20 protein-coding genes and 1 pseudogene are annotated in these 23,649 nt (G+C 74.1%); 15 read left to right on the top strand and 6 right to left on the bottom strand.

The window, feature by feature from the left end:
* Positions 1–9 precede the first annotated feature (9 nt).
* The 7 genes from ACZ5DC_RS20255 (at position 10) to ACZ5DC_RS20285 (ending at position 8,354) form a co-directional block, all read left to right on the top strand.
* Positions 10–348: a GNAT family N-acetyltransferase gene (locus ACZ5DC_RS20255; protein ID WP_366753210.1), complete on the top strand. Its 339-nt coding sequence runs from the start codon at positions 10–12 to the stop codon at positions 346–348.
* Between the two features lie 266 nt (positions 349–614).
* Entirely contained in the window at positions 615–2,891 is a 2,277-nt protein-coding gene (locus ACZ5DC_RS20260; protein ID WP_468654487.1) for a xanthine dehydrogenase family protein molybdopterin-binding subunit, read from the top strand.
* On the top strand, positions 2,888–3,820 hold the full coding sequence (locus ACZ5DC_RS20265; RefSeq protein ID WP_468654489.1) for an FAD binding domain-containing protein: 933 nt from the start codon (positions 2,888–2,890) through the stop codon (positions 3,818–3,820). The genes ACZ5DC_RS20260 and ACZ5DC_RS20265 overlap by 4 nt, the downstream gene beginning before the upstream one ends.
* On the top strand, positions 3,817–4,299 hold the full coding sequence (locus ACZ5DC_RS20270; RefSeq protein ID WP_468654491.1) for a (2Fe-2S)-binding protein: 483 nt from the start codon (positions 3,817–3,819) through the stop codon (positions 4,297–4,299). The genes ACZ5DC_RS20265 and ACZ5DC_RS20270 overlap by 4 nt, the downstream gene beginning before the upstream one ends.
* A gap of 34 nt (positions 4,300–4,333) precedes the next feature.
* Positions 4,334–5,323 carry an amidohydrolase family protein gene (locus ACZ5DC_RS20275; protein WP_468654493.1) on the top strand — a complete coding sequence of 330 codons (990 nt, stop codon included), beginning with the start codon at positions 4,334–4,336 and terminating at the stop codon, positions 5,321–5,323.
* A gap of 20 nt (positions 5,324–5,343) precedes the next feature.
* Positions 5,344–6,534 (top strand): XdhC family protein, encoded by a 1,191-nt coding sequence (locus ACZ5DC_RS20280; RefSeq protein WP_468654495.1) that lies wholly within the window; start codon positions 5,344–5,346, stop codon positions 6,532–6,534.
* A 77-nt stretch (positions 6,535–6,611) separates the two neighbouring features.
* Positions 6,612–8,354: a pyruvate dehydrogenase gene (locus ACZ5DC_RS20285; RefSeq protein ID WP_468654497.1), complete on the top strand. Its 1,743-nt coding sequence runs from the start codon at positions 6,612–6,614 to the stop codon at positions 8,352–8,354.
* 12 nt (positions 8,355–8,366) lie between these two features.
* On the opposite strand, the gene ACZ5DC_RS20290 is transcribed toward ACZ5DC_RS20285, so the two are convergent.
* Positions 8,367–10,016 (bottom strand): MFS transporter, encoded by a 1,650-nt coding sequence (locus ACZ5DC_RS20290; protein ID WP_468654499.1) that lies wholly within the window; start codon positions 10,014–10,016, stop codon positions 8,367–8,369.
* A 201-nt stretch (positions 10,017–10,217) separates the two neighbouring features.
* Between ACZ5DC_RS20290 and ACZ5DC_RS20295 the strand changes: the two genes are divergently transcribed.
* Positions 10,218–11,183 (top strand): helix-turn-helix transcriptional regulator, encoded by a 966-nt coding sequence (locus ACZ5DC_RS20295; RefSeq protein ID WP_468654501.1) that lies wholly within the window; start codon positions 10,218–10,220, stop codon positions 11,181–11,183.
* 74 nt (positions 11,184–11,257) lie between these two features.
* On the opposite strand, the gene ACZ5DC_RS20300 is transcribed toward ACZ5DC_RS20295, so the two are convergent.
* The 4 genes from ACZ5DC_RS20300 to ACZ5DC_RS20315 form a co-directional block, all read right to left on the bottom strand.
* Entirely contained in the window at positions 11,258–11,995 is a 738-nt protein-coding gene (locus ACZ5DC_RS20300) for a YoaK family protein (RefSeq protein ID WP_468654503.1), read from the bottom strand.
* On the bottom strand, positions 11,976–12,500 hold the full coding sequence (locus ACZ5DC_RS20305) for a DoxX family protein (RefSeq protein WP_468654505.1): 525 nt from the start codon (positions 12,498–12,500) through the stop codon (positions 11,976–11,978). The genes ACZ5DC_RS20300 and ACZ5DC_RS20305 overlap by 20 nt, the downstream gene beginning before the upstream one ends.
* Before the next feature lie 52 nt (positions 12,501–12,552).
* The gene (locus ACZ5DC_RS20310) at positions 12,553–13,215 is read right to left on the bottom strand and encodes a hydrolase (protein WP_468654507.1); all 663 of its coding nucleotides are present in this window, start codon (positions 13,213–13,215) and stop codon (positions 12,553–12,555) included.
* A 104-nt stretch (positions 13,216–13,319) separates the two neighbouring features.
* The gene (locus tag ACZ5DC_RS20315) at positions 13,320–15,188 is read right to left on the bottom strand and encodes an amidohydrolase (RefSeq protein WP_468654879.1); all 1,869 of its coding nucleotides are present in this window, start codon (positions 15,186–15,188) and stop codon (positions 13,320–13,322) included.
* A 428-nt stretch (positions 15,189–15,616) separates the two neighbouring features.
* Between ACZ5DC_RS20315 and ACZ5DC_RS20320 the strand changes: the two genes are divergently transcribed.
* The 7 genes and pseudogenes from ACZ5DC_RS20320 (at position 15,617) to ACZ5DC_RS20350 (ending at position 21,683) form a co-directional block, all read left to right on the top strand.
* Positions 15,617–16,588, top strand: coding sequence for an alpha/beta hydrolase (locus tag ACZ5DC_RS20320; protein WP_468654509.1), 972 nt, complete (start codon positions 15,617–15,619; stop codon positions 16,586–16,588).
* Between the two features lie 17 nt (positions 16,589–16,605).
* Positions 16,606–17,322 (top strand): alpha/beta fold hydrolase, encoded by a 717-nt coding sequence (locus ACZ5DC_RS20325; protein WP_468654511.1) that lies wholly within the window; start codon positions 16,606–16,608, stop codon positions 17,320–17,322.
* A 177-nt stretch (positions 17,323–17,499) separates the two neighbouring features.
* Entirely contained in the window at positions 17,500–17,922 is a 423-nt protein-coding gene (locus ACZ5DC_RS20330) for a hypothetical protein (protein ID WP_468654880.1), read from the top strand.
* 112 nt (positions 17,923–18,034) lie between these two features.
* Complete coding sequence (locus ACZ5DC_RS20335; protein ID WP_468654513.1) at positions 18,035–19,210, top strand: PLP-dependent cysteine synthase family protein; 1,176 nt, start codon at positions 18,035–18,037, stop codon at positions 19,208–19,210.
* Positions 19,207–20,448 (top strand): MFS transporter, encoded by a 1,242-nt coding sequence (locus tag ACZ5DC_RS20340; protein WP_468654515.1) that lies wholly within the window; start codon positions 19,207–19,209, stop codon positions 20,446–20,448. Before ACZ5DC_RS20335 ends, ACZ5DC_RS20340 begins: the two co-directional genes overlap by 4 nt.
* A gap of 69 nt (positions 20,449–20,517) precedes the next feature.
* Positions 20,518–20,952, top strand: a pseudogene (locus ACZ5DC_RS20345) (MalY/PatB family protein); the annotation flags it as partial.
* 110 nt (positions 20,953–21,062) lie between these two features.
* Complete coding sequence (locus tag ACZ5DC_RS20350) at positions 21,063–21,683, top strand: aminotransferase class I/II-fold pyridoxal phosphate-dependent enzyme (protein ID WP_468654517.1); 621 nt, start codon at positions 21,063–21,065, stop codon at positions 21,681–21,683.
* Positions 21,684–21,693: 10 nt separating this feature from the next.
* Here the strand turns inward: ACZ5DC_RS20350 and ACZ5DC_RS20355 are convergent, their stop codons facing one another.
* Positions 21,694–23,610, bottom strand: a complete 1,917-nt coding sequence (locus ACZ5DC_RS20355) for a glycoside hydrolase family 5 protein (RefSeq protein WP_468654519.1) — start codon at positions 23,608–23,610, stop codon at positions 21,694–21,696.
* Between the last annotated feature and the right edge of the window lie 39 nt (positions 23,611–23,649).

Here is a 23,649-nt window from a genome sequence, read left to right on the forward strand (position 1 = left end):
AGGCACCCCATGACCCAGCCATCCGCCACCCCGGTCGTCGAGCGTGTGGACGCCAGGAACCGCTACGAAATACACGTCGACGGCAAGCGCGCCGGCCTGACCGCCTACCGCGACCGCGACGCGCAGCGCGTCTTCTACCACACCGAGATCGGCGACGCCTTCGCCGGACAGGGCCTGGCCTCCCGGCTGGTCCAGGAAGCGCTCACCGACGTACGGGAGTCCGGGAAGCGGATCGTCCCCGTCTGCCCGTACGTGGCGAAGTTCCTCCAGCGGCACGAGGAGTTCGCCGACCTCGTCGACCCCGTGACGCCCGACGTCCTGCGGTGGCTGGAGACCGAACTGGGCTGACCGGCCACGACCCGGCCGCCGGCCGTCCAGGGCCGGCGGCCGGCTGTCCGGGCAGCGCACCGGCTCTGGCCTCACAGTGCACACCGCCCGTGTTCCCCTCGCCCCGCGGACGCCCGTGCGGTTAGTGTCCAGACGGTCGAATTCCACCGGCGTGGGCGTTCCCCGCGAACGCCCACGCGGCGACGGGCCGCATATTCCGCACACCTTCGCATTCGAATAAGGCCGTCGCCGGTCAATTCCCGCCACCACACGAACGAGGTGTTGTCGTGGAGCGATGGACAAGGCGCGAGGACGAACGGCTGCTCACCGGTAAAGGCCGGTACGTCGCCGATATCCAGGTGCCCGGATGCCTGGACGCCGCATTTGTGAGAAGCAAGGTCGCCCACGGCTCGCTGCGCGGCGTGGACTGTGCCGCGGCGCGTGACGTGCCCGGCGTCGTGGGCGCCTGGTCGGCCGCGGACCTGCCGGACCTGCCGCAGGTCCCGTACACCCTGCTCGCCCGGCTGTCGACACGGGAAGCGGTCGCGGGCCGGGAGTGGCCGGCGCTCGTCAAGGACCGGGTGCGCTATCCCGGCGAGGCGCTGGCCGTGGTCCTCGGCGAGGACCGCTACCGGGCCGAGGACGGGGCGGCCGAGGTCACCGCCGTGGTCGATCCGCTGCCCGCCGTGGTGACACCGTCCGAGGCCCTGGACGACTCCGTCCAACTGTTCGACGGCCTCAGCAACACCGCCCTGCGGGGCGAGGCCGGCACGCCCGTCGACCCGGCCGTCTGGCAGGACGCCGCCGCCGTGGTCGAGGCCACCTACCGGCAGCAACTGCTCATGCCCAGCCCCATGGAGTGCCGCACGATCCTCGCCGTGCCCGAGGGGGACCGGCTGACCGTGTGGTCGGGCCACCAGATGCCGCACCGGCTGCGCCGCGAACTCGCCGCGCTGCTCGGCTGGTCCACCGACCGCGTCCGGGTCGTCGTCCCGGACACCGGAGGCGCCTTCGGCTCCAAGAGCGCCGCCTTCCCCGAGTTCGTGGTCGTCGCCTATCTGGCCGTCACGCTCGGCCGGCCGGTGCGCTGGATCGAGGACCGCCTGGAGTCCATGCTCGTCGCCACCCGCGGCCGGGGCCAGGACCAGACCGTCCGGCTCGCCGCCGACGCCGAAGGGCGCTTGCTCGCTTACGAGTTGACCATCAACGCGGACGTCGGCGCCTATCCGCACCTCGGCGTGGGACTGCCCATGCAGACCGCCTGGATGGCGCCCGGCGCGTACACCACCCCGCACGTCCACGCGACCCTGCGCTCGGTGCTCACCAACACCATGGTGACCTACCCCTACCGCGGCGCCGGACGCCCCGAGGCCGCCATCGCCATCGAACGCACCATGGACCTGCTCGCCCGGCGGCTCGGCATCGACCCGATCGAGCTGCGGCGGCGCAACTTCATCCCGCCCGACGCCTTCCCGTACGACACCCCCACCGGCCGCCGCTACGACAGCGGGAACTACGCCGCCGCACTGGACCTCGCGCTGGAGACGGTCGGCTACGAGAAGTGGCGCGCCGAGCAGGCCCGCCGCCGCGGCGACCCGGACGCGCTGCCGCTCGGCATCGGCGTCTCCTGCTACGTGGAACGCTCGGGCGGCGAACCCGGCGGACTGCACGAGTTCGGCAGCCTGGAGGTCCACGAGGACGGCACCGTCACCGCCCGCTGCGGCGCCGCCCCCAGCGGCCAGGGGCACGAGACGGTCTTCCCGGCGCTCGTCGCCAAGACCCTCGGCATCCCCGAGGCGCGGGTCCGTCTCGTCGCGGGCGACACGGACGAACAGCCCGAAGGACTGGGCTCCTTCGCCAGCCGGTCGGCACAGGTCGACGGCGCGATGTTCCAGCAGGCGGCCGGCCTCCTGATCGAGCAGGCCCGCGAGCGCGCGGCGCGGCTGTGGGGCCTGCCGGCCGACGAGGTCGCGTGGGCCGACGGCACCGTCCACGCGACCTCCGGCGGCCCGGCCGTCCTGGGCCTGGCCGAACTCGTCAGGGCGAGCGGGCCGCTGCGCGTCGAGACCCGCTACGAGGCCGGCATGGCCTTCCCCTTCGGCGCGCACGTCGCCGTGACCGAGGTGGACCCCGACCTCGGCACCGTGAACGTCCTGCGCCTGGTGGCCGTGGACGACTGCGGAGTGGTCCTCAACCCCACCGTGGTGCACGGACAGGCGTACGGATCCGCTGTGCAGGGCATCGGCCAGGCCCTCTACGAAGGCATGACGTTCGACGCGGACGGCGTGCCGCACCTGGCGAGCGGATTCCTGGACTACCTGCTGCCCACGTACACGGAGATCCCGCCCATCGAGATCAAGGACACCTGCACCCCCAGCCCCGGCACCCCGCTGGGCGCCAAGGGAGCGGGCGAGTCGGGCTGCATCGGCACCCCGGCCGCGATCGTCAACGCCGTGGCCGACGCCCTGCGCGTCGCCGACCCCGACCTGCTCCAGATGCCGCTCACGCCGGACAGCGTCTGGCGGGCCGCCCGCGCCCCGAAGCACGAGGAAGGTGTCCGGTGAAACCCGCGTCCTTCGACTACGTCGTCCCCCGCACGGTCGCCGAGGCCGTCCAGGCGCTCGGCGACACCGACCGCGCGGCCCAGGTGCTCGCCGGCGGGCAGAGCCTGATCCTGGAGATGCACCTGAAACGCATCCGGCCGCAGCTCGTCGTCGACATCAACCGCATCGCGGAACTCGACGGCATGCGCGTCGACGGCGACGAACTGCGCGTCGGAGCCCTCGTCCGGCACGCGGCATTCGAGTCGGCCGACGCCGTCCCCGGCCCCCTCGGCACCCTGCTGTCCCGAGCCGTCGTCAACATCGCCCACCCGCCCATCCGTTCCCGCGGCACCATGGCCGGCAGCTACGGCTGGGCCCACCCCGCCTCGGAGTGGTGCGCCATCGGCGTCGCCCTCGACGCCACCGTCGAGGTCACCGGTCCCGACGGCGCCCGCTCCATCCCCGCGCGGGACTACTTCCTCGGGCCGTACCGCACCGCGCGCCGGCCGCAGGAGCTGATCACCGCCGTACGCCTGCCGCTGCTCGGCGAGAACACCGGCGTCGGCTTCGTCGAACACCGCCGCACGCACTTCTGCTTCGCCCAGGTCGCGGTCGCGGCGGCCCTCACCGTGACCGACGGCGTGATCAGCGACGCACGCATCGGACTGGTCAACTGCGCCGACCGCCCGCTGCGGGCCCGCGCCGCCGAACAGGCCCTGATCGGCGCCGACTTCGCAGCGCTCCCCGAGGGGTCCCGGCTCCCCGGCGGCCATCCGTTCGCCCGCGCCGCCCGGGCCGCCGCCCAGGAGGACGCCGCACCACTCGCCGAACCGTACGCCGACGTGGAGTACAAGCGGCAGGCCGTCGACGTCCTGGTCGGCAGGACACTCACCGAGGCGGCGACCGGCCTGCGCTCGCGTCCCGCCCCACGACAGGGAGGCCCCCGATGAGGATCACGCTCACCGTCAACGGCACCGCGCACGCCCTCGACGTCGAACCCCGCCGCCTGCTCGCCGACGTCCTCCGCGACGACCTGGGCCTCACGGGCACCCACCTGGGCTGCGAGCACGGCGTCTGCGGGGCGTGCAGCGTGCTCATGGACGGCGAGGCGGTCCGCGCCTGTCTGGTGCTCGCCGTACAGTGCGACGGACGCTCGGTCCGCACGGTCGAGGGCCTCGCCGGGCCCGACGGCGAACCCCACCCGCTGCAACGGGCGTTCTCCGCCGAGCACGCGCTCCAGTGCGGATTCTGCACCCCCGGCTTCCTCATGGTGGCCGCCGCGGCGCTCGACGCCGACCCCGACCTCGCCGACAAGCCGGAGGCCGTCGAGAGCGTCGTCGGCTCCAACATCTGCCGGTGCACCGGCTACGAACCCATCCGGCGCGCCATCGCCCGCGCGGCCTGGGAACAGCGGGAGACCACCGCCTGACACACACCGGCCCGCACCGACCGAGGAGACACACATGAACGGCGACATCCGCGCCGGAGTGATCGACGTGCACGCCCACTGGCTGCCCCGCGACCTGCTCCCCCTGCCGCCCGGGAACCCGCTCGGCGGCATGAACGACCGCGACGGCGAACTCTTCCTCGGCGACGTCCCGCTGTCGTTCCCGACCACCGCGATGACCGACATCGACACCGTCGTCGCCGACACGCTGAAGGCCGGACTCGGCGCGCGCGTCATCTCCGCACCCCCCTTCGCCTTCCCCGTGCACGCCCCCGCCGACGCCGACGACTACGTCGCCGCCTACAACGAACAGCTCGCCGACGCCGTCTCCCGCACGGACGGCACCCTCGTCGGACTCGGACTGGTCCGGCTGGACGACGCCGGCGCCGCCCGCAGGGAACTGACCCGGCTCGCCGCCGCCGACGGGATCGCGGGCATCGCCGTCCCGCCCGTGGTGGACGGCCGCTCCTACGACCGGGGCGTCCCCCGGCAGATCCTCGGCATCGCCGCCGAACTGGGCCTGTCCGTCCTCGTCCACCCGATGCAGCTGCCGCGCCCCGAATGGGACCACCACTACCTGGTCAGCCTCATCGGCAACCCGGTGGAGAGCGCGACCGCCGTGGCCGGGGTCCTGCTCGGCGGCGTCCTGGAGGAACTCCCCGGCCTGCGGATCTGCTTCGTCCACGGCGGCGGCTGCGCGCCCGCGCTGCTGGGCCGGTGGGGCCACGGCTGGCGCACCCGCGAGGACGTGCGCCACGGCAGCGGCCGGCCCCCGGCGGAGTCCTTCGGCCTGCTCTACTTCGACACGGTCACCCACGACCCCGAGGCGCTCACGCTGCTGCGGGCCCACGCCTCGCCCGACCGCATCGTGTGCGGCAGCGACTACCCCTTCGACATGGCCCAGCCCGACCCGGCCGGCTTCCCGTCGGCGCACGGCATCGACGCCGCGGCGCTCGAAGCGAACGGCCGCCGGTTCCTCGGGCTGACCCCGGCGAACCACGGCTGACGGCAGATCGGAGACATCCCATGCGAGACCTGGCGCCCCGCCTGCTGGAGTGGCAGGCCGCCGGAGCCCGCTGCGCCCTCGCGAGCGTCGTCGCCGTCCGGGGCAGCGCGCCGCTGCGCACCGGAGCGGCGCTGTGCGTCCACGAGGACGGCACGGTCCTCGGCAGCGTGTCGGGAGGCTGCGTCGAAGGCTCCGTCTACGACCTGGCCCGGGAGGTGCTGGACTCGGGACAGGCGCGGTACGTGTCCTTCGGGTACGCCGACGACGACGTGTTCGCCGTGGGGCTGATGTGCGGAGGCGAGATCGACGTCCTCGTCCAGGCCGTGGACGAGGACCTGACACGGGTCCTCGCCGCCGCCCACCTGGCCGCGGCGGCACGGCGCCCGGTCGCCGTGGCACGCGTGCTGCCGGGAGCGGACGCGGGCGCCGGCTCCGTCGCCGTGTGGCAGGACGGCCACCTGGGCAGCACCGGCGACCCCGCCCTGGACATCGCCGTCCTCGCCGACGCCCGCCGCCTGCTCGACCGGGACGGCACCGCCGTACGGACGTACGAGGCCGGCGTGCCGAACGGGTCACGGGCCCCGCGCGTGCTGTTCGAGTCCTGGACCCCGCCGCCCCGGCTGCTGGTGTTCGGCGCCGACGCCCACGCCGCCGCGGTGAGCCGCGTCGGTGCCCTCCTCGGCTACCACGTCACGGTCTGCGACGCCCGCGCCCCCTTCACCACACCCGAGCGCTTCCCGGACGCCGACGAGGTCGTGGTCGACTGGCCCCACCGGTACCTGGCGGCCACGCGGACCGACCACCGGACCGCGGTGTGCGTGATGACGCACGACGCCAAGTTCGACGTCCCCGTCCTCGCCGAAGCCCTCGGCCGCCCCCTGGCCTACGTCGGAGCGCTCGGCTCCCGCCGCGTCCAGGCACGCAGGCGGGAGGATCTCGCCGCGGCCGGCGTGTCGCCCGACGCCCTCGCGCGGTTGCACGCGCCCCTCGGCCTCGACCTCGGCGCGTCGACCCCCGAGGAGACCGCCGTGTCCTTCGCCGCGGAACTCATCGCCGTCCGCTCCGGCCGCACCGCCCGCCCCCTCTCCCTGCTGGACGGCCCCATCCACCCGACCGCGGCAACGGACCGTCCCGGCGCCGCCGGCGCCCGGTGCGCTCCCGGAACCGATCCCGTGCGCGGACGGACAACGGCGGCACTGCGCGCTCACTAGCGTGGGCCGGGCGCGAGGCAGGCCCTCCGTGCCCCGCCCGGAGGGTCGTGCCGCAAGGCCCGAACCCGAGGAGTCCCATGGCCAAGCAGACCATCGCCGAACAGTACGTCGACCTCATGGCGCGCGCCGGTGTGCGCCGCATGTACGGCGTGGTCGGAGACAGCCTGAACCCCGTCGTCGACGCCGTCCGGCGGCACGCCGACGTCGAGTGGATCCAGGTGCGCCACGAGGAGGTCGCCGCGTTCGCCGCCGGAGCGGAGGCCCAGCTCACCGGCCGGCTCGCGGCCTGTGCCGGATCCTGCGGGCCCGGCAACCTCCACCTGATCAACGGCCTGTACGACGCCCACCGCTCGATGGCGCCCGTGCTCGCGCTGGCCGCCCACATACCCAGCGGCGAGATCGGCACCGGCTACTTCCAGGAGACCCACCCCGACCGGCTGTTCGCCGAGTGCAGCCACTACTCCGAGCTGATCTCCTCACCCCGTCAGATGCCCCGCGTGGTGCAGACGGCCATCCAGCACGCCGTCGGCCGGCGCGGGGTCTCCGTCGTCGCCCTGTCCGGTGACACCGCCGCCGAGGACTCCCCGGACGCGGCACCCGAACTCGCCATGCCCCTGGACCTGCCCGCCATCCGCCCCAGCGACCACGAGATCGCCCGGCTCACCGAACTGGTGGACGGCGCCGAACGCGTCATGGTGTTCTGCGGCCGGGGCGTCGCCGGAGCCCACGCCGAGGTGATGGAGTTCGCCGGGAAGGTCAAGGCCCCGGTCGGCCACGCCCTGCGCGGCAAGGAGCACATCCAGTACGACAACCCGTACGACGTCGGCATGTCCGGACTGCTCGGCTACGGCGCCGCCTACGAGGCCATGCACGAGTGCGACCTGCTCGTCCTCCTCGGCACCGACTTCCCGTACACCGACTTCCTGCCCCGCCACGTGCGCACCGTGCAGGTCGACGTGCAGCCCGAACGGCTCGGCCGGCGCACCCAGCTCGACTTCGCCGTCTGGGGAGACGTCCGCGAGACCCTGCGGTGCCTGACGCCCGCGGTGCGGGAGAAGGGGTCGCGCCGGTTCCTCGACCGGATGCTGGAACGGCACGCGCACGCCCTCGAAGGCGCCGTCGGCGCCTACACGCGCGACGTCGACCGGCACACCCCCATCCACCCCGAGTACGTGGCCTCGGTGCTCGACGAGGAGACCGCCGACGACGCCGTGTTCACCGTCGACACCGGCATGTGCTGCGTGTGGGCGGCGCGTTACCTCACGCCCAACGGCCGCCGCCGCATCCTCGGCTCCTTCGTGCACGGTTCCATGGCCAACGCGCTGCCCCAGGCCATCGGCGCCCAGTTCCTCGACCGCGGCCGGCAGGTCGTCTCGCTCTCCGGGGACGGCGGGTTCTCCATGCTCATGGGCGACTTCCTCACGCTCGTCCAGTACGACCTGCCGGTCAAGGTGGTCGTCTTCAACAACTCCTCACTCGGCATGGTCGACCTGGAGATGATGGTCGACGGCCTGCCCCCGCACGGCACGACCTACCCGCACGCCGACTACGCCGCCATCGCCACGGCCGCCGGAGCGCGCGGCATCCGGGTGGAGCAGCCCGGCCAGGTCCGCGACGCGCTGCGCGAGGCGTTCGCCCACGACGGGCCCGCTCTGGTGGACGTCGTCACCGACCCCGCCGCGCTGGCCGTGCCGCCGAAGATCACCACCGAACAGCTCACCGGGTTCGCCCTGTCCGCGAGCCGGACCGTCCTGAGCGGGGGCGTCGGCCGCATGGTCCACCTGGCCCGGGCCAACCTCCGCAACATCCCCCGCCCCTGACCCGGCGCCCCCCTACCCGGCGAGCGCGGGGCCGGACCCGGCCGGTACGGCCGGCCCCGCCACCGTGTCGAAGGCATGGGTCACCTCGGGCACCGTCCCCGGCGCGAGCAGCTCACGGGCCTGCTCCTCGCGCCGCCGGTCGGTGTCCGTCCACCGGACGTGGTGCTGGGCGAGGTGCTCCGCCCAGGAGCCGACCAGGTAGTTCTCCACGAAGCGCGCCGGATCGCCGCCGTCCTGGTAGAGACCCCAGGACAGGGCGCCCGTACGGCGCCGGGACCGGGCGACCTGGCGCATGCGGTGCGTGAACGCGGCCCGGTTCCCCTCGGGGACGCGGTAGACGACGGAGACCAGGACCGGGCCGTCGGCCTCACCGGGCTCGAACACCAGGGGAGGGGCCGGCCAGTGGTCGGACGGCGTGGGGTTGATGCCCTCGGCGTCGTACAGCGGCCACCGGCGCACACTGGCCGCGCCGAGCAGCATCACCGCACCGGCGACCAGCAGGCACGCGCTGAGCCCCACCCAGTCGGCGACCGCGCCCCACAGCGGTGCCGCGAGCGCCTGACCGCCCTGGAAGACCAGCAGGTACACCGCGAGGCCACGCGCCCTGACCCAGCCGGGCAGCCGCGTCTGCACGGCCGCGTTCAGCGTGGACAGCACCCCGATCCAGGCGAGCCCCGCCGGCAGCAGCGCGAGTGCGACCAGCCAGGGTGTGCGGACCGTCGCCAGCACGGCGAGCACGCCGGCGAACACCAGGGCGCCCGCGGCGAGCGTGCCGTTGGCACCCAGCAGGGCACGCACACGCGGCAGCGCGAACGCCCCCGCCACGGCCCCCACGCCCACCGCCGCCAGCAGCAGCCCGTACCCGCCCGAGCCCAGGCCGAGGACGCGGCTCGCGGTCAGCGGCAGCAGCGCCCACAGCGCGGCACCGCCGGGGATGAACAGCAGCGTGCGCAGCAGCACCCGGCGCACACCGGGCGCGTTCCACACGTAGCGGCGTCCGGCGTACAGGGCCGCCAGCAGACCGTCGTTCCCGGAGGCGGTCACGGTGGCCGGCGGGCGCCGCCACGCCACGAGGACGGCCGCGATGCCCAGGTAGGAAGCCGCGTTGAAGGCGAACACCCAGCCCGCGCCGGCCGCCGCGACCACCGCGCCGCCGAGCGCCGGGCCGACGGCACGGGCCAGGTTCACGTTCACCGCGCCCAGCGCCGCCGCCTGGCCGAGCCGCCGGCGCTCCACCAGTTCCGGCTGGATCGCCTGCCACGCCGGACCCATCAGCGCGCTGCCGCAGCCCAGCAGGAACGTGAGCACGAGCAGCACCGCGGGCGTCAGGACGTCCAGGAACGCCAGCACGGCCAGCACACCGGACACCGCGAGCATCGCGAACTGCGCTGCCAGCAGCACCGAGCGCCGGTCGAAGCGGTCGGCGACCACCCCGGCGGGCAGGGCCAGCAGGACCACCGGGAGGCCGGCCGCGGTCTGCACCAGCGTCACCAACGCGGCACCGTGCCCGACCAGCAGCCACTGGGCGCCTACGGTCTGCATCCAGCTTCCGGTGTTCGAGACCAGCTGGGCGATCCACAGGGCCCGGAAGACGCGCGCCGCGAGCGGCGCCCAGGGGGAGTCGGTCGCGGCGGGCGCGGGGGCTGAAGAGGGGCTGCTCATGTCCGGGACAGTAGGGGCCGCGGCCCCGCGGCTCTTGACCGCCAGCGCATGGGCTGTGATCCGGCAGCGCAGCCCCGGTCACTGTCTTGTCACTCTTTTCGCACATCCACCGGCCTACGCTCCGGGCGAAGCGGAGCCGATCGCGCATTCCCCGGCACGGCCGCTTCAAACACGGCAACGGTTCGGAGGCAAGGGCGGTTCATGTCCGGCACAGGCACGTCCCTCATCGGCAGGCACACGATCGGCACGTCCACGGCCGGCACATCACCGGGCGGCAGCATGTGGCGGATGCCCATGGGCCTGGACATCGTCATCAGGGACGCGGCACCCGCACACCTGCCCCGGGAGGGGACGTCCGGCCGGCCGCCGGGCCCCGCGGCACCCGCCCGGCGGCTGACCGCCCGGCAGAGCGGCGAGTACCTCTTCGTGGGGCTGCGCGGCACCGGCGGCGCCTTACTCGCGCGGCAGCCCCCCACGGACCTCCTCCTCGGCCCCGGCGACATCTGTTTCTACGACGTGCACCAGCCCCCGGTGCTGGACTTCCCGCGCCACGCCCGCCTGAAGGTGTTCCTGCTCTCGCCCCAACTGCTCGGCCTGGCCCGGTCGGACGTGCCCCGCCTCGCGCACGCCCCCGTCACCCCGGCGTCCCGGCTGGGCGCCCTGCTCTCGCCGTTCCTGTCCGACTTCGCCGACACGGCGGCGGCAGCCCGGTCCGAGGTCGGCGACATGCTCGCCTGGAACGCCGTGAGCCTGCTGTCCACCCTGGCCGGCGAACACCTGGCCGACCAGGCGCGGGGACGGCGGCCGGGCGCCCGGGCGCCGCTGATGTCGGACATCCTGGACTTCATCGACCTGCGGCTGAGCGACACGGACCTGTCCCCGGAGAGGATCGCCCGCGCGCACCACATCTCCGTCCGCTACCTGCACAAGCTGTTCCGGGAGGAGGGCACGACGGTCGGCCGGCTGATCCAGCGCCGGCGGCTGGCCGAGTGCCGGCGTGTCCTCACCCTGCGTTCGGCGGAGCACCTGACCATCGCGGCCGTCGCGCACCGCTGGGGCTTCGCGAGCCCCACCCACTTCAGCCGGGTGTTCCGCGCCACCTACGGCATGTCGCCCAGCGCCTGGCGGGACTTCGCCGGGCGGGGCGACCGGGAGAGCACGCGATGAAGCCGTCCGGACGGATGGCTTCCGACCGGACGGCTCCCTTCGCGACGGACCTCCGTCCGCACCGCGGCCTGCCGTCAGGACGGCGGCCGGGTCCAGGCGGCGCCGTCGGAGGACAGGCGGTGGGTCAGCACGGAGGTGACCGCCAGGAGCAGCAGGCTCAGGACCAGGGTGAGCACGAGGTGCCCGTGCAGGACGAGTTCCGCGCCGACGAGGGCGCCGAGCAGCATGGCCAGCACGGACAGGATCCGCCGGCCGGGCCTCGGCGCCGCACCGCCCGCCGGCGGCGAGTCCGCGGCCAGACCGGTGAGGGTCAGCGTCAGCACGGTCGTGGTGAGGTCGGGCACGCCGAGGCGCCGGGCGACCGCGTTCTGCAACCCCATGGCGAGCCCGAGGCACACGATCAACGTGTACTCGACGCCGGTGGTGACCCGGCCGCCGGCGACCGCCGTGACGACGACGGTGACGGCGACCAGCACCGTCTGCGCGGCGGCGGCCGTCTTCAGCAGGTTCCCGCGGTGCCCCGCGAAGAGGGTCCCCAGCCGGCCGCCGGTCAGCGCGCCGGTGAGGAAGGACGCCAGCGCGACGACGGAGGCGAGCACGGACAGGGTCTGGGCGCCCGCCAGGGCGAAGCCGAGGAACACCACGTTGCCCGTCATGTTGGCGACGAAGACGTGGCCCAGCGCCAGGTAGCTCACCGCGTCGACCAGACCGGTGACCACGGTCAGGGTGAGCATCAGGGGGGGCAGCGGGCCGTGCCGGTCGCCCTTGGGCGGAACCAGCGTGTGGGCCGCGTCAGTCAGCAGGCTGCGCATGGGTCTTTCCTTCCGGAGCCAGGGCCGGGCGGTGCAGCACCAGCCGGGTCAGCAGCCCGCTCGCCGGGCCGATCACGATCACGGCGACCGCGACCCGCACCGGCCACGGCGTGACGCCGAGCGCGTGGTCGAGGGACCAGGCGCCGGGCCCCGTGAGGGATAGCGCCGCGGAGACGACCACGAGGACCAGGGGGTACTCGTAGCCGTCATTCTGCACCCACAGGCCCCTGGGCCACTTGACGGTGCCCGCGACCGTCATCACGCCCATGGCGGCCATCGCCGCCAGGGGAGTGAGCAGACCGGCGGTCAGGAACAGACCGGCCCCGATCTGGCCGGCGCCCGCGACGACCGCGGTCAGCCGGCCCCCACGGAACCCGTCGTGCCGGAACTCCTCGGTTCCGCCCGCCAAGCCGTGGCCCCCGAGCCGGAAGCTCACCTTCTGCACCCCGTGGCCGGTGATGAGGAGTCCCACCACCACCCGGAGGACCAGCAGTCCCGCGTCCATCTCTTCCTGCCTGTTCCTGACTCGGTCGTTGATCGCCGTGCTGGGGAGGGGATCAGCCGGCCGCGTGGCCGCCGATGAAGGTCTGCGCGTACACCAGGCCGAGGCCGTAGGTGCCGCCGTGCTCCTTCACGACCTCCGTCACCGGCACGTACGTCTCGCTGCGGGCCCAGTCACGCTGGAGCTCCAGCAGCACCTGCACCCAGGTGACCGGCACGGCGCCGCCCTGGATCATGCGCTGGACGGCGTGCTCGTGGGCCTGCGGGCTGACCCCGCCGGACGCGTCGGTGACGACGTAGACCTCGTAGCCCTGGGCGATCGCGGAGAGCACCGGCAGGACGACGCAGACCTCGGTCCACAGACCGGCGATGACGAGCTTCTTGCGGCCGGTCGCCTTGACGGCCTCGACGAACGCGGTGTCCTCCCAGGCGTTCATCGTGCTGCGGTCCACGATCTCGTGGTCCGGGAACACGTCCGCGAGCTGCGGCAGGATCGGGCCGGAGAAGGACTCGGCGGCCACGGTGCTCAGCACGACCGGCACGTCGAACACCTTGGCGGCCTTCGCCAGACCCACGGTGGCGTTGATGATCGAGGTCCGGTCGCCGCTGCCGGTGCCGAAGAACATCTGCGGCTGGTGGTCCACGAACAGGACCGCGCAGTTGTCCGGGGTCAGCAGGTCGGGGCTGGGGGACGCGGTGACCTGGGCGATGTCGACCATGAGAGTGCCTTTCCATGGGTGGGTGACGGCGCGGACGGGTGCCCGCGCCGGACAACGACCGTCCTGGGGACGGGGTTTGTGGGTGTGGAGGGAGCGGGGACCGCTCAGAGGACGAAGCAGGGATCGAACGGCATGTCGGCGGCGCCGGGGGCCAGACCGCGCCGCGCGCGCCAGGCGCGGTGCTGCTCCGACTCCGCGACGGCCTCGCCGAGGGCCTCGGCCTGGCGCGCGCCGTCCGGCCGGGACGCCTGGTAGCCGCCGAAGTGCGCCACCGGGCTCCACGCGGGGGTGACGGGCGGCAGCTCCTCGTCCAGGCCCTCGTACTCGCGGGCGGCGTAGACGATCCGGCCGCCGGTCACCGTGAGCAGCGACTCGATGTGCGCGATCTCCGGCTCCGGCACGGTGAAGAAGTCGTCCGACAGCACCGCGAGGTCGGCGTAACACCCCGGCCGGAGCACGCCCTTGACCTGCTCCTCGCCGGTCAGCTCGGCGCCGGCGACGGTGAACATCCGCAGTGCGGTCTCCCGGTCGACGCGGTTGCCGGGGGAGCGGAGCACCAGGTCGCCGATGTCGCGACCGCTCACCAGCCAGTGCAGGGCGACCCAGGGGTTGTAGGTGGAGACCCGGGTGGCGTCCGTGCCGGCGGCCACGGTCAGCCCGCGGTCCAGCATGGCCCGGACGGGCGGGGCGTCCGCGGCGGCCCCGGGGCCGTAGCGGCGCAGGAACGCCTCGCCCTGGAAGTACAGCCGGTTCTGGACGGACATGGCACCGCCGAGCGCGGCGACCCGGTCGAGGCTCTGCGCGGACACGGTCTCCGCGTGGTCGAACAACCACCGGTTGCCCGCCGGGAAGAGCCCCTCGGCCGCCAGCTTCTCGAAGACCGCGAGATCCCGGCGGATGGTCTCGTCGTACGTGGCGTGCAGCCGGAACCCCCAGCCGTTCTCCATGAGGAGACGCACGGCCCTCTCGAACTCGGCCTCGTAAGGGCCGAGTTCCGGGCGCGGCTGGCTGAAGTTCTCGAAGTCCGCCGCCGCCCAGGTGAGGTTCTCGCCCGCGCCGTTGAGACGCAGCCACGCGTCCCCGTCCTCCGGGCGGGCCATCTCGATCCAGCGGGTGAGGTCGGCTATCTCCTGGCCCGCGGTCTGCGGGAAGAGGTGGTAGGCGATGCGCAGCGACAGCTGCCCGGCCTTCGCCAGCTCGATGACGGTGCCGTAGTTCTCGGGGAAGTTCTGGAAGCCGCCGGCGGCGTCGATCGCCGAGGTCAGGCCGAACCGGTTCAGCTCACGCAGGAAGTGACGGGTCGACACCTTCCTGTCCTCCCCCTCCAGGACCGGTGCCTTGGCCAGCGTCGAGTACAGGACGAGGGCGCTCGGCGCGGCCAGCAGCATGCCGGTCGGCTCCCCGTCCCGGCCGCGGACGATCTGCCCGCCCCTCGGGTCGGGCGTGTCCTTGGCGTACCCGGCGGCCCGCAGCGCCGCCCGGTTCAGGACGGCCGACTGGTACAGGTGCAGCACGAACACCGGGGTGTCGGGGGCGGCTGCGTTCAGCTCGGCCACGGTCGGCAGCCGCCGTTCGGCGAACTGGTCGGCCGACCAGCCCCCGACGACCCGCACCCACTGGCCCTTCGGCGTCCGCGCCGCCTGCTCCCGCAGCATCGCCAGGGCCTGACGGAGCGTGCGGACCCCGTCCCAGCGCAGCTCCAGCACGTAGTTGAGACCGCCCCGGATCACATGCAGATGGGCGTCGTTGAGCCCCGGGATCATCCGCCGGCCGAGCGCGTCCACCACCTTCGTGGCGGGCCCGACGTGCGGGGCGACGTCCTTGTCGTCGCCGACGACCGTGATGACGCCGTCCCGCACCGCGAGCGCCTCGGCCCGCGGGCGGCGCGGGTCCCCCGTATGGATACTGGCATTGCGGACGACCAGATCCGCGGCATCGTCGATGGCCCGGGGAACCAGCCCGCCGACCGGCATGACAGACACGTGTGCGAGACCTCTTCCGTGGTGGGCGTCCTGGATGTCCGCCGCGCCGCGCTCGGTGGCCGGGAGGAGCACGAGCGGTGCGACGGGAGAAGCGATCAGAGACGCGGGCGAGAAAAGCGGTGATGGCGCGAGAGTCCGTGGCCGTGCCGACGGGCGGACCGCGACCGCTGTGCCCTCACGCTAGGGCCGGTGATCACCGCCGTGTGTCCCGTCCGTGCACCGGGCCGTTCCCCACAGCGCACAGGGCGCGCGGCGGGCGGCATTCGTGCACTTTCAGGACGCGAGGAGTGCACGGACGGGCAACCGCCCGGCCGGCGGCGGTCCTAGGGTTGCGCTCAGCGGCGCCGGAGTGCCGAGCACGACGATCCGGCTCGTACGCCGGAACGACCGGCACCCCTACGCACGTCCAGGAGATGCACATGTCTGACGCCCAGGAGCCGGTGGCCCCGGTGCTGGAGCCTGCCGCGGCCGAGTTCGTGGCGGCGACCGCCAATCCGCCCTACCTCTTCGACCTGGCCCCCGCCGAGGGCCGCAAGGCCGTCGACGAGGTCCAGTCCGGCGAGATCGACAAGCCCGCCGTTGACGAGGAGTGGATCACCGTCGAGGGCGGGCCCACCGGCAGCGTCCGGGCACGGATCGTCAAGCCCGCCGGCGCCACCGGCACCCTCCCCGTCATCTTCTACATCCACGGCGCCGGCTGGGTCTTCGGCAACGCCCACACCCACGACCGCCTCGTGCGCGAACTCGCCGTCGGCGCCGAGGCCGCCGTCGTCTTCCCCGAGTACGACCTCTCGCCCGAGGTCCGCTACCCGGTCGCCATCGAGCAGAACTTCACCGTCGCCAAGTGGGTCGTGGAGGAGGGCGCCGCCAAGGGCCTGGACGGCTCCCGCCTGGCCGTGGCCGGTGACTCCGTCGGCGGCAACATGACCGCCGCGCTGACCCTGATGGCCAAGGAACGCGGCGGCATCCCGCTGGTGCAGCAGGTGCTGTTCTACCCGGTCACCGACGCCGGTTTCGACACGCCGTCCTACCACCAGTTCGCCACCGGCTACTTCCTGCGCCGCGACGGCATGCAGTGGTTCTGGGACCAGTACACCACCGACGAGTCCGAGCGCGCCCAGATCACCGCCTCCCCGCTGCGCGCCACCACCGAGCAGCTCACCGGGCTGCCTCCGGCCCTGGTCATCACCGGCGAGGCCGACGTGCTGCGCGACGAGGGCGAGGCGTACGCCAACAAGCTCCGCGAGGCCGGTGTGCCCGTCACCGCCGTCCGCTTCCAGGGCATCATCCACGACTTCGTGATGCTCAACGCCCTGCGCGGGACGCACGCCGCCGAGGCCGCCATCACCATGGCGGTCCGCACGCTGCACGCGGCCCTGCACACCGCCTGACCCGCGAGGAGACACACGTGAGCACCACGCCCACCGTCGTCCTGGTCCACGGTGCCTTCGCCGACGCGGCGAGCTGGTCCGGGGTCATCGAGGAGCTACAGACCCACGGCATCCCCGTGATCGCGCCGCCGAACCCGCTGCGCGGCCTCGCGTCCGACGCCGCGTACGTCGCCTCCGTCGCCGCCCAGATCGACGGTCCGGTCGTGCTGGTCGGCCACTCGTACGGCGGTGCGCTGATCACCGTGGCCGGCACCGCCGAGAACGTCGTCGGCCTCGTCTACGTGGCCGCCTACGCGCTCGAAGAGGGCGAGAGCCTCGGCGAACTCCAGGGCCGTTTCCCGCTCTCGCCGCTGGTGAGCAACCTCAAGCAGTGGACGTACCCCGTGCCGGGCGGCGAGCCCGCCGTCGAGGTCACCATCGCGGAGGACGCCTTCCCGTCGGTCTTCGCCGCCGACGTGCCCGCGGAGGTCACCAAGGTCCTCGCGGCGGCGCAGCGCCCGCTGGCCGCCGCCGCCTTCGAGGAGACGGCGTCCGCCGCCGCCTGGAGGACCAAGCCGTCCTGGGCCCTGGTGGCCGGCGCCGACAACGCCATCAACCCGGAGGTGGAGCGCTTCGGCGCGCAGCGGGCCGGGGCGACGACCGTCGAGATCGAGGGCGCCTCGCACGCCGTGGCCGTCTCCCAGCCGAAGGCGGTCGCCGAGCTGATCCGCGACGCGGTCCGCGCGACCGGCTGACCCGGCCCCACGAACGACCGCGCGGACGTCTCCCCCGTATCGCGTCCGCGCGGTCTCGTCCGGCCAGGCACCGCCCCCGGCACCGGGGCCGCTCCGCACCCGAGCCCTCGCGCGGACGAATCACGCCCTCACCGATGTGACAGACCGTCATCGCTTGATTACTGTGGGACTGTGATCATGTCGTGGGGCAGCGGTGGCGGACGCGCGGGGCGCTTTCGTCGTGCCGCCCCGCTGATCGGGCTGGTCCTGGTGATCGCCGCCCACCTCACCGGCGCGGTGCACGCCTGCGCCTTCGCCGGCCCGGACCCGAGCGCCCCGGTGGCGCAGGACGTCCGGCTGGTCGCGGACGGAGCCGACGAGCCGGGCTCGAACGGGCCGCCCCAGCACCGGCACGCTGCGGACGGGCACGCCGACCACACGGCGGACCGGCCGCGCGCCGCCCTGGACGACACCGCCCTCGACGGCGAGTCGCACCAGCCGCTCCTTCCCGCCGGGCTGGGCGGGCCCGTCACCCACACCGTCCGGCGCGGCCCGCCCGGTGTGTCACCCTCCTGTGCGCACGGTTCACCGCTCGCGCTCGTCTGCGTGCTACGGCAGTAGGCCCGCGCCCGCACGCCCCCCGCCCCCGCGCGGTCCGGGCGTGCCTCGCGCGCCGCCCCCCACCCGCACAGCGCCCGCCGCACCCCCGCCGGGCGCGAAGGAGCCGTACGCCATGCACCCCTCCCTGCCCGGATACCTCCCCGAAGCCCCGCCCGGATCCCTCTCCGGACTCCTCCCGGAAGCCCTGCCCGAGCCCTTGCGGACCCGTACCCCCCGCCTGCGGACCGCCCGGCGCCCCGCCCACCTGGTCGGCGACACCCCGGTCCTGTGGGTCGACGAACCCTTCGCGCCGCCCGGCCGCGGCTTCCACGCCAAGCTGGAGGGCGCCAACCCCGGCGGCATCAAGGACCGGCCCGCCCTACACATGGTCCGCGAGGCCCGCCGGCGCGGCGACCTCGCGCCGGGCGCGCCGGTCATCGAGTCCTCCAGCGGCACGCTCGGCCTCGGCCTCGCCCTGGCCGGGCTCACCTACGGCCACCCGGTGACCGTCGTGACCGACCCCGGCATGGAACCGGCCATGGCACGCCTGCTGACCGCGCGGGGCGCACGCGTCGTCCAGGTCGCCGCGCCGCACCCCGAAGGCGGCTGGCAGGAGGCGCGCCGCGCGTGCGTCGCCGGACTGCTGGCCCGCACACCGGGCGCCTACTGCCCGGACCAGTACCGCAACCCCGACAACGCCGCCGCCTACCGCCCCCTCGCGGCCGAGCTGATCGCCCAACTCGGCTGGGTCGACGTGCTGGTGACGGCGGTCGGCACGGGCGGGCACTCCGCGGGCGTGTCCGCCGTACTGCGGGGGATCTTCCCGCGGCTGACGCTCATCGGGGTGGACTCGGTCGGCTCGGCGATCTTCGGCCAGCCGCCGGGACCCCGGCTGATGCGCGGCCTCGGCTCCAGCATCCACCCGGACAACGTCGCCTACGCGGCCTTCTCCGAGGTCCACTGGGTGGCCCCGGCCGAGGCGGTCTGGGCCTGCCGCCAACTCGCCCGCCGGCACTACGCCTCCGGCGGCTGGAGCGTCGGAGCGGTGGCACTGGTGGCTGGGTGGGCGGCGGGGACGTACCCGGCCGGGACGAGGATCGCCGCGGTCTTCCCCGACGGCCCGCACCGCTACCTGCACACGGTCTACGACGACGGCTGGTGCCGCGAGCACGGCCTGCTCGGGCGGACTCCGCCGCCGGAGCCCGACGACATCACCGAGCCGGACGCGTGCGTGGTGACCCGCTGGACGCGGTGCGGCCGGGTCCGTGACCCGCTCGCGCGCGACCTGACGAAGGCGGGTGCCCGGTGAAGCGGTCGCGCCTGGCCCTGGCCTCCTTCGACCGGCCGGCCCGGCTGCTGATGGTAAACCAGTTCGCCATCAACCTGGGCTTCTACATGCTCATGCCCTACCTCGCCGACCACCTGGCCCACGGCCTCGGCCTCGCCGCCTGGGCGGTCGGCCTGGTACTGGGAGTGCGCAACTTCTCCCAGCAGGGCATGTTCCTCGTCGGCGGCACCCTCGCCGACCGCTACGGCTGCAAGCCGATGATCCTGACCGGATGCGCCCTGCGCGCGGGCGCCTTCGGGCTGCTGGCGGTCGCCGGCTCGCTCCCCGCCCTGGTGGCGGCGTCGGCGCTGACCGGCCTGGCGGGCGCGCTGTTCAACCCGGCCGTGCGGGCGTATCTCGCGGCGGACGCCGGCGAGGAGCGCAGGGTGGCGGCGTTCGCCGCGTTCAACGTCTTCTACCAGGCGGGCATCCTGGTCGGTCCGCTCGCCGGGCTCGCCCTGCTGACCTGGAACTTCGGCGCGGTGTGCACGGTCGCGGCCGTCATCTTCGGCGCCCTCGCCGTGCTGCAGTCCCGCGCCCTGCCCGCCCGGCCCCCCGCCGGCCGCGGGACCGGGCCCGCCTGGCGGGCGGTCGCCGCCGACTGGCGCACCGTCGCCGCCAACCGCCCCTTCCTGCTCTTCGCGGCCGCCATGAGCGGCTCCTACGTCCTGGCGTTCCAGGTCTACCTCGCCCTCCCGCTGCACGCCCGCGCACTCTTCGGCGAGCGGACCGGATGGGTCACCGGCGCGGTCTTCGCCGCGTCGGCGCTGGCCGCGCTGGCGGGCCAGCTCAAGCTGACCGCGTGGGCGCAACGCACCCTCTCCGGCCCCCGGGCCGTCGCGTGGGGGCTCACGGTCATGGGCGTGGCCTTCCTGCCACTGCTGCCCCGCTCGTACGGCGCGCCGGCCGGACTGTGCGCGCTGACGGTGTGCGCGGTCCTGCTGGCCTGGGGCGGGGCGCTGCTGTACCCCTTCGAGATGGACACCGTGGTACGGCTCTCCGGCGACCGGCTCGTCGCGACGTACTACGGCGCCTACAACACCGCCTCCGGCATCGCCGTCTCGCTGGGCAACCTCGCCGTCGGGGCGCTGTTCGACACCGGGGTGCGATGGCTGCCGTGGGCGGCCCTGGCGGCGACCGGCCTCGGCTGCGCCGGACTGGTCGCCCGGCTGGACCTGGGCGGGCACCTGGCGGTACGGCCGGCGCCGGTGGCCGGATGACGTGTCGCCGGACACGGGGTCGCCGGACACGGGGGTGCTTCCACGTCCCGCCGGCGTCAGGATGGACGGATGGCAGCACAGAGGCACCCCCTGTTCGACGACCTGGACGTCCGCGCGCTGTCCCGGCGGCCCGGCGCCAAGTGGAGCGGCGCCGAGCCGGACGTACTCCCCGCGTGGATCGCGGAGACGGACTTCCCACCGGCTCCCGCCGTGCGTGAGGCCCTGGAGCGGTGCGTGGACGACGGCCTCGGCTACCCCGCCTGGGACGGACGGTCCGTCCACAACCCCCTGCGGGCCGCCTTCGCCGAGCGGATGCGCGCACGGCACGGCTGGGTGCTCGACGCCTCGCACGTACGGGAGTTCACCGACATCAACCAGGGCCTCCAGGCCGTGCTGAACGTCGCCACGCGGCCGGGCGACGGCGTCGTGGTGCACACCCCGGCCTACCCGCCGTTCCTGGAGACGATCGCGGGCATGGGCCGGCGCCTCCACCCGGTGCCGTACACACCGGACGGCGGCGGCTGGACGTTCGACGCCGACCGGCTCGACCGGGAGCTGCGGGAGGGCCGGCGCGGGTGCTGCTGCCGGTCAACCCGCACAACCCGACGGGACGCGTGCTGCGCCGCGAGGAACTGGAGACGCTGGCGGTGCTCGCCCTCCGCCACGGCCTGCTGGTCGTCGCGGACGAGATCCACTCCGACCTCGTGCACGCCCCGCACCGGCACCTCCCGTTCGCCTCGCTCTCGGCCGAGGTGGCCGCGCGCACGGTGACCCTGACCTCGGCCACCAAGGCGTTCAACGTGCCCGGGCTGCGCTGCGCCGTCGCCCACGTCGGCGCGGCCGGGGTGCGCGAGGCGCTGGCGCACCCCGCCCACCTGTACGGCGAGCCGAACACCTTCGGCGTCGCGGCCACCCTGGCCGCCTGGCGGGACGGGGACGCCTGGCTGGCGGAGCTGAGGACGGTCCTCGCGCGCAACGCCCGGTCGGTGCGCGAGGAGCTTCCGCCCGGTGTGCGCCACCGGACGCCGGAGGCGACGTTCCTCGCCTGGCTCGACTGCCGCGAGCTGGAGCTGGACACCGACCCGCAGACCTTCTTCCTGAACAAGGCCCGCGTCCTGCTCAACGACGGGCGCACGTTCGGAGCGGAAGGAGAGGGCTTCGTACGGCTCAACTTCGGGACGTCGGAGAGCATCCTGCGGGAGATCCTGCGCCGGCTGCGCGACGCCCTGCTCTGAGGCCCGGCGCTCAGGGCAGGGTGCGGCACAGCAGGGCCGCGGGGCCGGGGCGGCTGCCCACGCGGGTGGTGAAGGCGATCCCGGCGGCGTACTCGGTCACCGCGCACTGGCCCTTGTAGGCGCCGTACGCGAAGTCCCCGCCGGCGCCGTCGGCGGGACGGCTGTCGGACCGGTCGAACCACACCGTGCGCCCGGAGCCCGGCAGCGCGGTCCGTGCCGGGACGCACAGGGCCGCCGACACGCGCTCGCCCCGCAGGCTGTAGCCGATGAGGAACTGGCCGGAGGGGCACTGGTACTTGGTGTACCCCGACGCCCAGTCCCCGCCGGCCGGTACGTACCGCTCGTCGGTGACGACCGTCTGGCGGGCGTCGGCGGCGCGCAGCTCTCCCGCCCCGGCGTCGGTGCACAGGCCGCGCCCGCCGGTGTGGCTCAGCCCGGCCAGTCTCGTACCGTCGGGGCAGGCCGCCTTGTACGCTCCCGGGTCCCAGTCTCCCGTGGCCCGCACCCGCGGCGACGTCACCGCGTCCCCGTGATCGGTGCTCAGCATGCGCCAGAGCGGGACGGAGGCCACGGGACCGGTCGTGCCCGGCGCGGACATCAGACGCTGCCACGCGGTGGCGCGCCAGTCGCCGGGGTCGAGGACGCCGGAGCGGTGCCCCGCGCTGTCGTAGCGCAGCAGTGCCCAGTCGTCGTGGCCCTCGAAGCCGACCAGCGGCCAGAACGCGAAGTCGGCGTCATGGTCCGCGAGGTAGTCGGTGACATTGCCGAACCAGGTGCGGGCCGCCGCGTTCGTCTCGCCCGAGCCGATGCCGAACTCGCTCACCCAGACGGGGGCGGTGTAGTGCCGGCCGGTCTCCTCCACGAAGAACGCCTCGTCGTCCAGGGCCGCGGCCAGCTCGGCGCGGGACAGGTCCTGGTAGCGGGCGTCGTGGGTCTCGCCGACGCCCGTCGCGCCGCTGTGGCGGGGGCCGGTGTAGCCGTAGAAGTGGGCGGAGTAGACCAGTTTGCGGGCGTCCAGGAGGGTGTGCGAGAGGGTGCGCGCGGGGGTGAGCACCGGCCGGCCGTGGGGGAGTCCGTCGACGGGCACCCCGGTCCAGTTGATGCCCTCGATCACGATGAGGAGGCGCGGGTTGGCCTCGGTGAGGATGCGGTCGGCGGCCAGCCGGGCCGCGCTGTACCAGTCGTGGTCGTCCCCCAGGCCCCAGTTGGGGTCGTCCAGCACGTCACGCCGTACCTCGTTGTACAGGTCGGCGCCGACCACGCGGGGCACGGAGGCGTAGCGGCGGGCCATGAACACCCAGTCGTCCGCCCACTGCGCGGTGGTCTGCGCGCTGTTCCACCGCTCGTTGCCGTCGATGCCGCAGCACCATCGCGAGGTGTTGGTGTGGTTGTTGAGCACGACGGCGAAACCGCCCTGGCTGAGCGCCTGCACCACGGCGTCGTAGACCTCCAGCGGTGTCCTGCCGCGCAGTCCGGGGTTGGCCGCGACCGCGCTGTCGGGGACGGGCGCCGTGCTGTGGATCATCTCGTCGGAGAACGGCAGCCGGATGGTGTTGACGCCCAACTGGCGGAAGTCGGCCAGCAGTTCGCTCAGTGGCGCGCGGTCCAGGCCCAGCGGTATGCCGTGCGAGTCCTGCCCGGCGTGGTGGTTGGCGGGGTCGGCGGCGTTGCCGCTGCCGGTCCAGGAGCCCTGCGCGCCGTCCCAGTTGGCGCCCTTGAGCCGGAAGCGGTCGCCGTGCGCGTCGACGATGTACCGGCCCCGGGTCGACAGCGGCGCGGACCAGGCGGTCTGGTCCGGTGCGCCGGCGGCGACCCGGGCCGGTGCGCCGGGTGGCGCCGCGGCGGCGGGGACCGTGGTGGTGGCGGCCGTGAGGAGGAGTCCCACGGCGGTGACGGCGAGCCGCAGCGCGGCTGGTGGCATCGGCATGAGGGCAGCCCTTGGGGTCGGAGGCGCGGAGCCGGGCGG

The organism is Streptomyces sp. NPDC031445 (genome assembly GCF_055581365.1).